The organism is Cellulomonas sp. JH27-2 (genome assembly GCF_014837175.1).
Lineage (GTDB): Bacteria > Actinomycetota > Actinomycetes > Actinomycetales > Cellulomonadaceae > Cellulomonas.
This window is the reverse complement of the sequence record NZ_JACYFR010000003.1, coordinates 540,763-554,885: the sequence shown is the minus strand read 5'-3', so window position 1 is coordinate 554,885 and position 14,123 is coordinate 540,763. Positions and strand designations below refer to the sequence as shown.

Below are 14,123 nucleotides of genomic sequence, written 5' to 3'. Positions count from 1 at the left end.
GAGCGAACCATGGAGCTGAAGGACTTCGTGGTCGCACTGCGCAAGCGGTGGTTCATCATCGTCGTTCTGGCGCTGGTCGGGGCCGGATGGGGGTACCACCAGGTCTCGCAGGTCACCCCCACGTACCGGTCGACGAGCAAGGTGTTCGTGTCGCTCACCCGTGGCGACACCGTGGCGGAGCTCGTCCAGGGCTCGACGTACACCCAGAACCTGGTTGCGTCGTTCGCGCAGCTCGCCACGATGCCAGTGGTGCTCGACCCCGTGATCGACGAGCTCGGCCTCGACACGAACGCGAAGTCCCTCGCGGGCGTCGTCCAGGCCGACGCGCTGCTCGACGTCGTCATCATCGAGATCAGTGCGTCGAGCACGGATCCGCAGCAGGCAGCCGATATCGCGAACGCCGTCGCCGCACAGCTCTCCAAGACCGTGCGGCAGGTGACGCCGACGACGACGAACGGCGGCCCGTCGGTGAACATGACGATCGTCTCCCAGGCGGCACCCGCCCGCTTCCCGTACTCCCCGAAGAAGAAGGTGGGGATCGCGAAGCCCGCCCTGATCGGCGTGGCACTCGGCGCAGCGATCGCGCTGCTCGCCTCACGGCTCGACACCCGGCTCCGCAGCGCCAAGGACTTCCCCGGCCAGCCGGAGCGTCCCGTCCTCGGCCAGATCGCGTACGACCGGCGACTGCGCAAGCTCGGCCCCCGCGCCATCCTGGCGAACCGTCATGGTGGGCTCGCCGAGGCGTACCGCCGCCTGCGAACCAACATCCAGTTCGTCAACGCGTCCGCGCCCGTCAGCACGGTGCTCGTCACGTCCTCCGTGCCGGGAGAAGGCAAGTCGACGACGGCGATCAGCCTCGCCCTGACGATGGCGGAGAAGCGCAAGCGGGTGCTTCTCGTGGATGCCGACCTGCGGCGACCGTCCGTCGCCCGGCTGTGCGGTCTGGAAGGAGCCGTCGGGCTCTCGACCATCCTCGTGGGCGAAGCCACGATCGAGGATGTCGCGCACCCCTGGGGCCTCGACAGCCTCGCGGTCGTCCCTGCGGGTGCCATCCCGCCCAACCCGAGCCAGCTCGTCGACTCGGAGGCGATGGAGAAGTTTCTCGTCACCGCCCGGTCGCAGTACGACTTCGTCATCATCGACACGCCTCCCGTGCTGTCCCTCACGGACGCGGCGGTACTGGCCAAGCGCACCGACGGGGCGATCGTCGTCGCCGGTTGCCGCAAGGTCCGGCGCGCCCAGCTCGTCGAGACGCTGAACGCCCTCGACGCCATCGGCGTCAACGTCATCGGCCTGGTCGCCAACGGCGTGCGTCAACGCGGCCACGACCGCCTCTACGGCTACGGTGAGCCGCGCCTGCGTGACCGGATCTTCCGGCGGCACCGGCGCGGCACACGAAGCGGCGAGACCAGCGTCGCCGTGCAGACCAGCCTCGCAGACGCGGGCGACACGCCCGACGGGATCGACGAGCTGGCGGTCGCGGCGACGACCGAATCTCGAGCGACGGACCTCCGACTTCCGGCCCCACGCGAGTCGGCGTCGGAGAAGACGTCGCCGGACGAGCAGGACGCGCTCGACGACGATCCCGAGTCGAAGGACGTCGACAAGTCGCCGGCGCACGCGGCCGCGGGTGATGGCGGCCGGACGGACTCCGGTGGCGAGGGCTGACAGCGACGCCGTCACGACGCCGCAGATCCCGGAGGACGTGCTCGAACCGTCCCTCGCGCCGGTGCCGCGAGCTCGCCCCATCGCGGTCGCGTTCGTGGCGCTCTTCGCGGGTGTCGTGGGCTATGTCGGTGCGTGGCGTGTGTCGCTGTGGTCCGACGAGGTAGCCACCATCTCCGCAGCAGGACGCTCCCCGCAGGAGCTCATTGAGCTGCTCAAGCACATCGATGCCGTCCACGGCCTGTACTACGCCGGCATGCACGTCTGGATCAGTGCCTTCGGTGCGAGCCCCGCGAGCGTACGCCTCGCCAGCGCGTTCGCGGTCGCGGCCGGGGCGGCCGGCATTGTCCTCCTCGGCACCCGTCTCGCGAACCCCCGAGTGGGTGTCGTGGCGGGCATCGCGTTCGCGCTGCTCCCACGCGTGACATGGGCAGCGATCGAGGCGCGTTCGTGGGCCGCGACGCTCGCCCTCGGCGTCTGGGCGACGGTGGCGCTGCACAGCGCGCTGAGGTCACGCCGAACGGGCGCCTGGATCCTGTACGGGGTCCTCGGCGCGCTCGCCGTCGCAACCAACGTCTACCTCGTCATGCTGTGGCTCGCCCACGGCGTCACCGTCCTGGCGACCGCGCGAGACCGCGTCCGCGCGTGGATCGCAACCGCCTGCGTGTCGGCGCTCGTGGTGGGCGGCGTCGTGCTCGCCGCGGCACGGCAGTCCGGCCAGCTCGGCTCGACCGACCTCACCCCGGCGCGTCTGGTCCGGATGATCGTCGTCAACCAGTGGTTCTTGGGCGGGACTCCGACGCCGACCACCGGCGGCTCCGACACCGGGACCGACCTGTGGAAGGTCACCTCCGTCCTGCTCGCACTCCTGGCTTGGTCGGTGATCGCGTTCGCGGTCGTCCGTACGCGCCGGGCCAACCCGACGTTGCTCGCGTGGACGCTCCCCTGGCTCCTCGCCCCCACCGTGCTGCTGGTCACCGCGGCGCTGGTGCGGCCGTCGCTCTACAACCCGCGCTACCTGACGTTCTGCGCCCCCGCCGTCGCTCTGCTGCTGGCAGTCGGCCTGTGCGAGCTCCGCCGACGGGTCGCGGTAGCCGTGTCCCTCGCGCTCGCCCTGCTCGCTGCACCGGTCTACGCGTCCCAGCGGACCGTCCTCGCGAAGAGTTCCGCGGATCTCTCGCTCGTCGCCGCCGAGCTGCGCACGAACGCCAGCCCCGGAGACGCCGTCTATTACGGCCCGCGCGATCCGGCGATCGACGGTCGCGTCAACCGCTCGATGCGGACGGTCGCGCTCGGCTACCCCGACGCGGTCCGCGGCCTCGAGGACATCGGCCTGGCTGTCACCCCCGCAGACGGAGCGACGCTGTTCGGAACATCGATCACGCTCGAGCCGGCGCTCGACCGGCTGCCTCCCCACGGAACGCTCTGGGTGGTGCGCCGGGAAGACCAGGCCGGTGCGTCGGCCGACGACCGCTCCCTCGGCATCGCTGGCCTGCACGTCGTCGGGACCTGGCGCGGCCCTCAGACCGAGATCGTGGAGCTCCGCCGGTGAGCGCGCGCACGCGAGGCCCGTGGGCGGCCGTCGGTGGCACCGCCGGGATCAAGGTCGTCGTGCTCGGTCTGTCCGGCCTGCTCGGCATCATCACCAGCCGCCTGATCATCACCCACTTCGGAGAAGGCGCCTACGCGCAGTACGGCCTGATCAGTGCGTTGCCGAACCTGCTGCCGTTCGCCGACCTCGGCATCGGTGCGGCCGTGGTCAACGCGATCGCGGGCGCGTCGGACCCCGCCACGGATACGGAGGCTCGCCGCACCCTGACGAGCGCCCTGCGCATCCTCGTCGTCTCGGGAGCCGTCATCGCCCTCACCAGCGTCGCACTGGGGCTCACCGGCGCGTGGCCACACATCCTGGGCGAGAGCTCGCTTCCCGGTGCCGGTTGGGTCGCGACGGCGTGCCTCGTCATCTTCGGGCTCGCGCTGCCGCTGACCGTCGGGCAAAGGAGCCTGGTCGGGCTCGGGCGCAACCCTGCGCAGATCGCGACCCAGGCGCTCGTCGCACCGTTCATCATGGCGGCCGTCACCATCACGATCCTTGCCGGTGCCGGCTCGGGAACCGCGCTGTCCATCTACTCGTACGTCGCGGCCGCCCTCGTCTCCGTGCTCTGCTTCGTCATCGCCAACCGCATCCTCAAGGGTGGGATCGTCGGGGCCGTCAAGGACGTCCCTCGCATCCGGGCAGTGCCCGGCGTGAACGTCATGCACGTCGCCGGGCCCATGCTGGTCCAGATGGTCGCGCTTCCGATCGCGATGCAGACCGACCGCCTGCTGCTGAGCCACGTCGGGACGACGGCGGAGCTGGCCCAGTACAACCTGTCGTCGCAGTTCTTCGGCATCGTCCTGCAGACGATCGCCGCCGCCGGGGTCGCACTGTGGCCGGTCTTCGCCCGGGACAGGTCCACGGCAAGGGTTCGCTCGCCGTTCCCGATGGCATGGGCGTTCGCCGGCGCCTCGGTCGCCGTCGCAGGGATGCTGTGTGCCGTCCTGCCGTGGCTCACGGAGTTCGTGTCCGGGGGCGAGATCTCGCTGGGCCCCGCCCTGGTCGTGTCGTTCGTCGCCTTCGTCGCCGTCCAGGGCGCCAAGTACCCGCTCGGCATGTACATGACCGACGCCCGGGGGCTGCGGTTCCAGGTACCACCGATCCTGCTGCTGGTCCCGCTCAACCTCGGGCTGAGCTGGTGGCTGATCGCACCGCTGGGCGCTGCGGGTCCCGTGATCGGCTCGACGGTCGCGGTTCTGCTCTGTCAGGTGCTCCCGAACATCTGGTACGTGCGCCGCGACCTGAGGCGCCGGCGGACGGCAGGAGCGGCACCGGACGAGGATGCTCCCTCAACCGATGCCGCTTCCCGAAGCTCCGAGGTCAGGCGCCCCGGCTGATCGCGACCGGCGTCCCGTCCAGCCATGTGTTGGTGGCCGCGGTGAGGATCGACGTCGTGGTCGGCGGCGAGAGGATGCCGCACTTCTTGACCCAGGTGTTGCCGCCGAACACGTTGTTCCTGATCGTCATCCGCTCGATCGGACCATAGGCCTTCTGCGCGATGTTGATCGAGCAGGCGCCGTTGTCGATGAAGTTGTCGGCCACCACGATGTCGCTCACGTGCCCACGGTCCTGGGTGATCATGATCGACGCGTTGTGCGTACCCTGCATCGAGTTCCGCAGGAACCGGATGTTCTTGCCGATCGAGATCTGCGCGTTGTCGTCGTGGGTCGGGTTGTTGCTGTAGTTCGGGTCCTCGACGTAGTAGAGGTTCGAGTGCAGCCACGAGTCCTGGACCGTCACGTTGTCACCGGTGATGACCATCTGGTCGATGACGTCGTGCATGTTGACGCGCGTGAGCGTGAAGTTCTTGCCGATGACGCCGCGGATCCGGTACGACGGCGTGGCCGCGTACATCTCCGTGTCCTCGACCGTCACGCTGTCCTCCTCGCTGCTGATCTGGATCAGCGCCCGGTCCCACGCGGGCATCGTCGAACCGCCGACGATCTTGCTGTTGGTGATGCGCACGTTCGGGGCGTGGATGCTCACGAGGCCGTGGATCTCGAGCCCGTCGATGTGCTCACCCGGCGTGTCGACGACCAGGTCACCCTCCCAGACCTTCAGCTTCGTGCCTGCCGGCACGCCTGTGTTGGTGGGTCCGGGCCGTCCGGCGAGCGGCTTGACTGCGGGCGGCACCCAGTTCTCCTTGGCGACGGGCGTGGTCGCGGTAGGCGTGGGGGTCGGGGTCGGCTTGGGGGTGGCCGTCGGTGTCGGCGTCGGCGTCGGCGTCGCCGTCGGCTTGGGCGTGGCGGTCGGGGTCGGTGTCGCCGTCGCCGTCGGCTTCGGGGTGGCCGTCGGTGTGGGCGTCGGCGTCGCCGTCGGCTTCGGGGGCACCGTCGCCTTCGGAGTCGGCGTCGCCGTCGGCTTGGGGGTCGCCGTCGGTGTCGGAGTCGCCGACGGGGTCGTCGCCGGCACCGTGTAGCTGACGAGCGTCAGCGTGAGGCGAACGCTCGCCGAGGAGTTGAAGACGGTGACGGAGCGCTCGCCCGCAGGACCCGAGAAGTCGACTGTCACTCGGCTCGACGCGGCGCTCTGGACGGGGACCACGAGCGCCGGCTTCTTCTTGCACGCGCTGGTGGCGGTGGTCCCCGCGCAGACCGAGATGTTGGTCGTCCGCCAGGCGTAGCGGGCCCAGACGTCGAAGGTCGCGGACGTCGCGTTCGTCGGCACGGTCCGCAGGGCTGCCGACACGGATGCGCCCGGCTTGACCTTCTTGTAGTCGATCACCCTGACGGACGACGACACCACGGTGTCCTTGGCCGTCGCCGACCCGATCCCGATGGCACCCAGCACTGCAGCCACGACCACGGAGGCGACGATTCCTGCGACAAGCGGCCGTCGTCGGTGCGCCCGGGGCGCAGTTCGGCGGTGTGCGGGCATGTGGCACCTCTTCTCGGTCGTAGAGCCGCGTCTGCCATCCAGGTCGACCGTACGGCCCGGCGCCATGAGCCGATCGGATGACGAAGGGTGAGATATTCACCCATTCGGACGGACTGTAGGGAACCGAACGGCGCGGGCGAAACCCGGCGCCGGCCTGCAGGCCGTCGAACCGTCCCGGTCAGGGCGAAGGGTGCGAACTCCGCAAGCCCCCAACCAGCGGTGACACCGCTCACCCGACACGAAAGATCCGAGTCGTGATCAGATTGTGATCTTGCTCACAATCGAGCAGACGCGACTATCCGCGCGCGAACGCGCCGATCTCGACGAACCACTTCCGTGCGGCCAGCACCAGGTACCCCGCGGTTGCGGCCGTGAGAAACCCGAAGATCGTGAGGAAGGTCGTCGGTGAGCCCCAGAACACGAAGGTCAGGCAGAGGATGCCGTAGTCGGTCGGCAGGACGAGCAGCGAGCGTAGACCACCGGCCGCACCCGGGACCGCGCTGGACGTCACCCCGTGGGCGCGCCGCAGCTGCTCGGTGAGGATCATCCCGAAGAAGAGGACAGAACCGACCACGGCATTCACCAGCGGGATCAGCAGCCACCGATCGTCGAGGTCGGTGAAGCGGTAGATGCCGACGCCCACAGCGAGCGGGAGAGTAGCGATCTTCGTGGCGTCGACCATGTGATCGAGCCACTCCCCCTGCGCGCTCCCGCTCCGCGTGGCACGCGCGACCTGACCGTCCGCCGAGTCGAGCGCATACCCCAGGACCAGGAGCGCGGCGACGGCGATGCCCTCCCACCAGGCGGGCGCGACGAAGGCGAGCATGCCGATCCCAGCGAAGGTCGCCAGGGCACTGAGGCCGGTGACCGCGTTCGGGGTGAGCCCGCGGCGCAATGCCCAGGCCGCGGCGAAACGGCCGAGGCGGCGGTTGACGAACCGGGAGTACGCAGGGGCTCCGCGCGCAGCGCCCTTCTGGGCGCCGGCAAGCTCCCGCACCACGTCCATGTAGCTCTCGCTCATCGCACGGCCACCCTCTCCGGCTCCGGCTCGGCCGCCCGCCGTGCCGCACGCCGTCGCGGCCCCGGCGTGCGGCGTGCGTGCAGGTCCCGTGCGAGCTGCTCGTAGCGGTCTGTCACGTCGTCCCAGTCGTAGGCGTCGGCGCGGTGCCACGCTGCGGCGCGCTGCTCGATCAGCCTCTGCGGTTCACGCTCGGCCGCTTCGATCAACGAGGCGACGTCGTCCGCGTCGCGGAAGTAGGACCCTGCGTCGCCCGCGACCTCGCGGTTGAACGAGATGTCGTACGCGATGGTCGCAGCACCGCCCCCGAGGGCGCGCAACAGGGAGGGGTTGGTCCCGCCCACCGAGTGCCCGTGCACGTAGGTCGCTGCTCCCCGATAGAGCTGGTCGAGCAGGTCCTGGTCCCAGAGTCCGCCCATGAGGCGCACCCGCGGATCCTGTTTGGCGACCGCCTGGACGCGCGCCACGTACGCCTCGGCGTAGGGCGCGGAGCCGACGACGACGAGCGGCAACCGCGCCTGGCTGCGGGTGTATCCGGCCACGATCTCTGCCACGTGGTTCTCGGGCTCGAAGCGGGCGACGACGAGGTGGAACCCGCGGTCGACGAGCCCGAGCTCGGCGAGCCGGTCGGTGCCCACCTCGTCCAGGCGCGGCGCGCCGTACGCGATGAGCGTCGAGGGCGCGTCGAACTCGGTCGAGTAGTACTGGGCGATGCCTTGCGCGTCGGCGATGAGCGCGTCCGAGACACGCACCGACCGTCGCTCAGCCCATCGGTAGTAGCGCACTCCGCTGCGGCCCCACTTGGCCCGCTTCCACTCCAGACCGTCGACATGGGTCGCGAACGGGATGCGGGCGGCCCGAAGCACCGGGAGCCACACGGCGTTCGCCGCATTGAAGACGATCGCGACGTCCGTCCGGTGCGTGGCGAGGTGCCCCACGGAGAGCCCCGTGTGGCTCAACGTCTCGAGCGAACGGCGCCGGGCGGCCGGCAGGGTCACGAGGGTCATGCCGGCGTACGTCCTGGGGCTCTCCTCGGAGTTACCTGAGCGGCAGTAGACCCGGACGTCATGACCCCGTGAAGCCAGTCGCGACCCGACCTCCTCCACGGCGGTCTCGAACCCGCCGTAGCGTGCCGGGACGCCACGGGTGCCGACCAGCGCGATCGAGAGTGCCCGCCCGCGCCCGTCGTCAGCACTCATGACAGCCCTCCCGCGCCGACACCCCGGCCGCTACTGTAGGCCGGACCATGGCCAACGTGACCTCGCCATTCGGAAAATCCACCCGACCCCGCGCGCTGGTCGCCCATCCGAGCGCCGAGCTGTACGGCTCCGACCGGCAGCTTCTCGAGACCGTCGGTGCGCTTGTCGCGGCGGGTTGGGACGTCGATGCCCTGCTGCCTTCGCAGGGCGAGCTCGCAGGGGAGCTGGCCACGCGCGGGGCGCGCGTCGCGGTCGTGATCTTCCCGGTGCTGCGCAAGTCGCTCCTCGCTCCACGGGCGTTACCCGGCCTGCTGTCGGACGCGGTCCGCTCCGTCCTCGGCGCCCGGCGCCTGCTCCGACGGACCCGACCCGACGTCGTTCTGGTCAACACGCTGACCATCCCGGAGTGGCTCGTGGCAGCTCGACTCGCCCACGTGCCGGCGCTGTGCCACGTGCACGAGGCAGAGGAGGACCAGCCCGCGGCTGTCCGCTTCGCCCTCGCCGCACCGCTTCTTTTTGCGGACGAGGTCGTTGCGAACTCGTCCGCCGCAGCCGCCGTGCTCGAAGGCTCCGTTCGTGGCCTCGGTCGTCGGACCCGGGTGGTCCACAACGGGGTCCGTGGCCCGGCGATCGCACCGACGGCTCCACGGGAGCGGCACCCGGGCGACCCGGTGCACCTCGCGCTCGTCGGTCGCCTCTCGCCGCGCAAGGGGATCGACGTCGCCGTCGACGCCGTCCGTCTGCTGGTCGAGCGCGGCCACGACGTCACGCTGAGGATCTGCGGCACGCCGTTCGCCGGATACGAGTGGTACGAGGAGAACCTCCGCGAGCAGGTGGTCCGCTCGGGCCTCGAGGGCCGCGTCGACCTCGCCGGGTACGTCAGCCCGACGTGGCCCGTGCTCGAAGCGGCGGACATCGTTCTCGTCCCGTCGAGGGTCGAGCCGTTCGGGAACACTGCCGTCGAGGCCCTGCTCGCCGAGCGCCCGCTCGTCGCTTCGCGCACCCAAGGCCTGCGCGAGGTGGTGCAGGACGGTACGACCGGCCTACTCGTCGACCCCGACTCGCCGGAAGCACTCGCCGACGGGATCGCGCGACTCGCGTGCGACGACGCACTCGCGCGCCGACTGGCTTCGGCAGGACGTGCCGACGCCGAACGTCGATTCTCCGTCGAGGCGTACTCTCGCGCGCTGCTCGACGCGATCTCTCGCACGGCTGCTCGCTGACGATTCACGGCCATCGTCCTCCAGCACGTCGCCGCGCGCAGCCCGAGACGCCGCTCAGTACGCACCCGACCCCGACAGCACCGCACGACCGGTCTTCCACAGGATCATGAGGTCCATGGCGACGGACCAGTTGTCGGCGTAGCGCAGGTCGAGGCGAACGGCGTCGTCCCACTCGAGGTCCGACCGCCCGCTGACCTGCCACAGTCCCGTCAGCCCGGGCTTGACGCACAGCCTGCGCACGACCTCGTCCTCGTAGGCCTCGACCTCCGCCTCCAGCGGCGGCCGCGGCCCGACGAGCGACATGTCCCCGCGCACGACGTTCCACAGCTGGGGCAGCTCGTCGAGCGAGTACTTGCGCAGCACGCGGCCCACCCGGGTGACGCGCGGGTCCACGCGGAGCTTGAACAGCAGCCCGGCGCCCTCGTTCGCAGCGAGCAGCGCGTCGCGGCGCTCGTCCGCGTCGACGTACATCGTGCGCAGCTTCCAGATGGTGAAGTGCTTGCCGTCGACGCCGACGCGTGTCTGCCGGAAGAAAGCCGGTCCCGGTGAGGTGACACGGACAGCGACCGCGGCGACGACGATGACAGGGAGCAGGAGCAGACCGGTCATCACCGCCAGCGTGACATCGATGATCGACTTGGCGACGAGTCGCCGACGCGGGGTGTCGACCTCGACCTCGAGCAGGGACAAGCCTGCCGTCGGGCGCACCGTGAGCCGGGGGCCCGCGACCTCGACGATGTCGGGAGCGACGACCATGTGCGCACCCGCGCGGCCGAGCGCCCAGGACAGCCGACGCAGCGCCTCGCCGCTCAGGGACGAGCCCGTGACGATGACGACCTCGGCGGCCCGATCGGCGGCGACCTGGACGATGTCGGCGATGGCTCCGACGACCGGGACACCCGCCAGCTCGTCCATCCCGTCGGCCGACTGCAGGCACAGGCCGTCGACGCGGTAGCCGTGGTGCGGCGCCGCCGTGAGGTCCGCGACGACGCGCCTCACGGATCCTGGGTCGCCCACCACGAGCGTGCTGCGCATGGCCGCGCCGGACCGGCGGGCCTCGTGGAGACGACGACGACGGATGTAGCGGACCAGCGAGGTCGCGACAGCAGCGAGCGGCACGCCGATAAACACGGCGCCGCGCGGCACGGAGACCTTGAACACGAACGCGTAGCCGACCAGGGCCACGGCCACGAGGCTCGCGCCCCGCACGATCGCCTGGAACTCGCCGGGCCCGTCACCGAGCCGGTCCTGCCGATAGCCACCCATGAGCGCGACCATCGTCGCGAACAGGACGGCACCGATCACGCCTGCGATCGCGGAAGCGGTGACCGGACGGTGCAAGGCGGCGACGCCGTACCCGACGACCGCGCTCAGCAGCAGGTCGGTCACGAGCGTGGTTGCGGCGTACCGGTGCCCGACGGCCCGCCAGGCGCTCGCGCGCCGGGTCCCGGACTCGTTGAAGATGGTCGAACGGGGCTCGAACGGCTGAGTCGACGCCCACGACCGGCGTGGCTCGCGCGCCGCGCGGCGACGCTCGATCCCGTCGTCACCCGACCACGACATGCCGCGATCAGCGGTCAGTGTCATCGTGAACCCCCAGTGCGCATCCGACGAGGTTGTCGTCGGGTCACGTTGGAGGCTATAGGTCCCGGTCTGTACTGATCAGTACTTTCTGTCCGATTTCACCCGCTTAGGACGGACTTCACCCTACGATCGGGTGAACCCGTCACGACTTCGTGTGGAACCTCAGCTGCGCAGCCTCGAGCCCCTGCAGCACGACGGCCTCGACGGCGTCAGCCGCGTTGTCCACCAGGAACGGCAGCACCTTGCGCTCGGCGGTGGAGAAGTCGCGCAGCACGAAGTCGGCGGCGTCCATGCGCCCGGGCGGCCGGCCGACGCCAACCCGCACGCGGATGTAGTCCTTGGTCCCGAGCGCCTTGGTCGTGTCGCGCAGGCCGTTGTGGCCGCCCTCTCCCCCGCCGCGCTTGAGGCGCACGTCGTCGAAGGGGATGTCGAGCTCGTCGTGCACCATGATCACGCGCTCCGGGGGCACGGAGTAGTACGACGCGAGCGCGGCGACCGGACCGCCGGACACGTTCATGTACGTGGTGGGCTTCGCCAGGATCACGCGCGGGCCGGGGGCGCCGCCGGGCAGCACGCCCAGGCGGACGTCGGCCGTCACGGCCTGGGGCCGGCGCCCCAGCAGGCCGCCCGACGAACCGAACGACGCCGAGCAGCGCGAGGCGAGCTCGTCGAGCACCATGTGCCCGACGTTGTGCCGGTTGCCGGCGTACTGCGGCCCGGGGTTGCCGAGCCCGACGACGAGCCAGGGTCCGTCACTCACGCGCGCTTCTCCTTCAGACAGACCGACGCCCGGCACCGAGGGAACGGTACCGGGCGTCGGGTGGAACGGGGAGGCTCAGGCCTCGTCGCCCTCGGCGGCCTCGGCCGAAGCGGCGGACTGCTCGGCGGCCAGCTCGTCCGCGGCGGCGTCGGCGGCGACGTCGTCGGCGGAGACCTGCGGGACCGTGACCGTCACGACGACGGTCTCGGCGTCGGTGACGAGCGTGGCGCCCTTGGGCAGCTCGACGTCACCGGCGGTGACCGACGCGCCGGCGTCGAGGCCCTCGATGGAGACCTCGACGTTCTGCGGCAGGTGGGTGGCCTCGGCCTCGAGCGCGAGCTGCTGGGTCTCGACCAGGTGGATGGTGCCGGGCGCGGACTCGCCGACCACGTGCACGGGAACCTCGACGTTGACCTTCTCGCCCTTCTTCACGATGAGCAGGTCGACGTGCTCGATGACGTTCTTGACGACGTCGCGCTGGATGTCCTTGACAATCGCAAGCTGGCTCTTGCCGTCGAGCTCGATCGAGAACAGGGCGTTGGCCTGCTTGACGGCGAGCATCGTGTCGTGGCCCGGCAGGGCGACGTGCAGCGGGTCCGAGCCGTGCCCGTACAGGACGGCGGGGATCTGGTGCGCGCGGCGCAGGCGGCGGGCGGCGCCCTTGCCGAACTCCGTGCGGGCGGTGGCGACGAGCTTGATCTCGGACACGATGACTCCCAGAAGCAGAGGAACGATGGAATGGCGCCGACGACGGCGCAGGTGATTCAGGTGTGGTGGCCTCGACGTGGGGCGCAGGACGGAGACGCCGCACGGAGGCGGGCCCTGTCGATCACGGACGGGGATCGGCCGATGGAGCATGGCCGTCCTTCGTCCCTCGCCGAGGCAACCCGAGCATCCTACCCGTAACTCGGCGAGCGCCCGTCACCACGGGTGCGGCCCAGTGCCCCGCCCGACCGAGAAACGGCGCCTCGACCAGGTAGAACGACATGGCAGCGACCGCGGTGGTGACGATCACCACGACGAGCCCGGCGATCACGTACGACGACGTGGTGGCACCGGTGCCCCCCATGACCGGTTCCAACCATCTGATGACCGGGACGTGCCAGAGGTACAGACCGAAGCTGACGAGCCCGAGGAACCTGACCTGACGCTGCTCCAGCGCGGCTCGCAGGATGCTCCCCCGCATGCACACGCCCACGATCACCATCGTGAAGAACAGCGAGAGCAACGGCCGCATCGTGAGGAGAGGGAGCGGCGCGGCCGGGCCACGGGCGGACCAGAAGTTGGCGAGCCCGATGACGTGGTGGATGACCACCACCACGGACAGCACCCCCACCATGCCGCCGATGACCAGCGCTCGGAGCACCCACGGGCTCACGGGCCGCTCGCGCCGCTCCCAACGGCTCCACACCAGCGCGCCCACCATCCCGAACGCGAACTGGTCCAGCACACCCGGGAACTGCATCACCAGCAGGAAGTCACGGGAGACCCCCGACGAGCCGAGGACCACCGCAGCGCGGAACGCAACGGCGACGGCGATCGCGGCCGGCAGACCCCATCGCCAGCGTCCACCGACGAACGCTCGCGCGAGCAGTGGTAGCGCGAGGTAGAACGCGACCTCGCAGTAGAGCGACCAGTAGACCGAGTTCACCGACGTCGCGCCGACGTACCCCGCGGTGAACGTCGCATCAGCGGCGATGGTGAGCCAGCCCTTCGCTGACGCGAGCCAACCGGGGGCGACGAGCACGACGAGCACCGCCAGGTTGAACCAGTACCCCGGCAGGATGCGCCGAGCGCGGCGGACATAGAAGGGCCGCGTCGCGACGGTGGTGCCGTCGACGTGGGCACGCGCGAACGGGAGGAAGAGGATGAACCCCGAGATCGCGAAGAACAGGTCGACACCTACCCATCCGACCGATCCCACCGCCGCGAGCGGCGTGTGTGCGGATCGTACGAGGAACTGCAGGTGGTAGCCGATGACAGCCATGGCGGCGAGCGCCCGCAACCCGTCGAGCCCTCGCACGTGCCGCACCAGCCCTGCGGGAGCGGACGCCAGCTCTTGCGTGGCTCTCTCGGCGACGACGAACGGCGAGGCCGTGGGCGCGTCCGTCATGCACTCACCCCTTCCGCTCGACCTGTACCTGGTCAGGCTAGGGGAACGGACAAATCCGACCGACGGCCGGCTGGGGTGAAGTTCGTC

General features: G+C 70.4%; 11 protein-coding genes. 4 read left to right on the top strand and 7 right to left on the bottom strand.

Translation table 11 applies throughout. The annotated features are described in order from the left end of the window. Positions 1 to 9 precede the first annotated feature (9 nt). From IC607_RS11590 to IC607_RS11580, 3 genes are read left to right on the top strand one after another with little or no spacing between them, the layout of a single operon-like run. On the top strand, positions 10 to 1,668 hold the full coding sequence (locus IC607_RS11590; RefSeq protein WP_191787515.1) for a polysaccharide biosynthesis tyrosine autokinase: 1,659 nt from the start codon (positions 10 to 12) through the stop codon (positions 1,666 to 1,668). Beyond that, the gene (locus tag IC607_RS11585; RefSeq protein WP_191787514.1) at positions 1,655 to 3,217 is read left to right on the top strand and encodes a glycosyltransferase family 39 protein; all 1,563 of its coding nucleotides are present in this window, start codon (positions 1,655 to 1,657) and stop codon (positions 3,215 to 3,217) included. The genes IC607_RS11590 and IC607_RS11585 overlap by 14 nt, the downstream gene beginning before the upstream one ends. Further along, positions 3,214 to 4,599 carry a polysaccharide biosynthesis protein gene (locus IC607_RS11580; protein WP_370526159.1) on the top strand — a complete coding sequence of 462 codons (1,386 nt, stop codon included), beginning with the start codon at positions 3,214 to 3,216 and terminating at the stop codon, positions 4,597 to 4,599. The genes IC607_RS11585 and IC607_RS11580 overlap by 4 nt, the downstream gene beginning before the upstream one ends. Here IC607_RS11580 and IC607_RS11575 read toward each other — a convergent pair. The 3 genes from IC607_RS11575 to IC607_RS11565 form a co-directional block, all read right to left on the bottom strand. Then, complete coding sequence (locus IC607_RS11575; RefSeq protein WP_191787513.1) at positions 4,583 to 6,067, bottom strand: hypothetical protein; 1,485 nt, start codon at positions 6,065 to 6,067, stop codon at positions 4,583 to 4,585. The two genes, IC607_RS11580 and IC607_RS11575, sit on opposite strands and share 17 nt — an antisense overlap. Before the next feature lie 367 nt (positions 6,068 to 6,434). Beyond that, positions 6,435 to 7,160 carry a CDP-alcohol phosphatidyltransferase family protein gene (locus IC607_RS11570; protein ID WP_191787512.1) on the bottom strand — a complete coding sequence of 242 codons (726 nt, stop codon included), beginning with the start codon at positions 7,158 to 7,160 and terminating at the stop codon, positions 6,435 to 6,437. Then, on the bottom strand, positions 7,157 to 8,356 hold the full coding sequence (locus IC607_RS11565; protein WP_191787511.1) for a DUF1972 domain-containing protein: 1,200 nt from the start codon (positions 8,354 to 8,356) through the stop codon (positions 7,157 to 7,159). The genes IC607_RS11570 and IC607_RS11565 overlap by 4 nt, the downstream gene beginning before the upstream one ends. 56 nt (positions 8,357 to 8,412) lie before the next feature. On the opposite strand from IC607_RS11565, the gene IC607_RS11560 reads away from it, so the two are divergent. Next, positions 8,413 to 9,579 (top strand): glycosyltransferase family 4 protein, encoded by a 1,167-nt coding sequence (locus tag IC607_RS11560; RefSeq protein ID WP_370526157.1) that lies wholly within the window; start codon positions 8,413 to 8,415, stop codon positions 9,577 to 9,579. A gap of 54 nt (positions 9,580 to 9,633) precedes the next feature. Here the strand turns inward: IC607_RS11560 and IC607_RS11555 are convergent, their stop codons facing one another. The 4 genes from IC607_RS11555 to IC607_RS11540 form a co-directional block, all read right to left on the bottom strand. Then, the gene (locus IC607_RS11555; protein ID WP_191787509.1) at positions 9,634 to 11,166 is read right to left on the bottom strand and encodes a sugar transferase; all 1,533 of its coding nucleotides are present in this window, start codon (positions 11,164 to 11,166) and stop codon (positions 9,634 to 9,636) included. Between the two features lie 139 nt (positions 11,167 to 11,305). Then, on the bottom strand, positions 11,306 to 11,923 hold the full coding sequence (gene pth / locus IC607_RS11550; RefSeq protein WP_191787508.1) for an aminoacyl-tRNA hydrolase: 618 nt from the start codon (positions 11,921 to 11,923) through the stop codon (positions 11,306 to 11,308). 75 nt (positions 11,924 to 11,998) lie between these two features. Continuing rightward, a complete protein-coding gene (locus tag IC607_RS11545) occupies positions 11,999 to 12,631 on the bottom strand; it encodes a 50S ribosomal protein L25/general stress protein Ctc (protein WP_191787507.1) in 633 nt (210 codons plus the stop codon). Between the two features lie 121 nt (positions 12,632 to 12,752). Then, on the bottom strand, positions 12,753 to 14,036 hold the full coding sequence (locus tag IC607_RS11540) for an acyltransferase (RefSeq protein WP_191787506.1): 1,284 nt from the start codon (positions 14,034 to 14,036) through the stop codon (positions 12,753 to 12,755). Positions 14,037 to 14,123: the final 87 nt, after the last annotated feature.

What these genes read in the sequence shown, in the direction of transcription:
- IC607_RS11590 (WP_191787515.1), top strand. Translation starts at nt 10, where the DNA reads ATGGAGCTGAAGGACTTCGTGGTCGCACTGCGCAAGCGGTGGTTCATC.
- IC607_RS11570 (WP_191787512.1), bottom strand. Translation starts at nt 7,160, where the DNA reads ATGAGCGAGAGCTACATGGACGTGGTGCGGGAGCTTGCCGGCGCCCAG.
- IC607_RS11565 (WP_191787511.1), bottom strand. Translation starts at nt 8,356, where the DNA reads ATGAGTGCTGACGACGGGCGCGGGCGGGCACTCTCGATCGCGCTGGTC.
- IC607_RS11555 (WP_191787509.1), bottom strand. Translation starts at nt 11,166, where the DNA reads ATGACACTGACCGCTGATCGCGGCATGTCGTGGTCGGGTGACGACGGG.
- IC607_RS11540 (WP_191787506.1), bottom strand. Translation starts at nt 14,036, where the DNA reads ATGACGGACGCGCCCACGGCCTCGCCGTTCGTCGTCGCCGAGAGAGCC.